At 66.0% G+C, this 241-nt stretch carries 1 protein-coding gene; it reads right to left on the minus strand.

From position 1 onward, the window contains the following. Positions 1–241 (minus strand): hypothetical protein (locus SB756_RS34495; protein WP_410913808.1); only part of this gene is annotated, 241 nt, incomplete at both ends.

The following is a 241-nucleotide window of genomic DNA, read 5'->3' on the forward strand; positions in this document are numbered from 1 at the left end:
GTACTCCGGCAGCGCCGAGGTGTCGAAATGGCGGTGGTCTTCGGGTGGCGTGTCCATGAAGAACAGCGCCAGGCAGTGGTCCGGCGTCTTGGCCACCAGGTCGAGGGTCTCGGCCCAGGGCTCTTCGTTGACGATCACCGGCAACACTTGGGCGGGGAAGAACGGGCGGTTGTGGATCGGGATCACGTAGACCTTGTCCGGCAGCTGTTGGCCAGGCAGTGCGAGGGCGTGGCCGGGTACG

The sequence above is a fragment of the Pseudomonas sp. SIMBA_068 genome (assembly GCF_046534705.1).
In the GTDB taxonomy this organism is placed as follows: domain Bacteria; phylum Pseudomonadota; class Gammaproteobacteria; order Pseudomonadales; family Pseudomonadaceae; genus Aquipseudomonas; species Aquipseudomonas putida.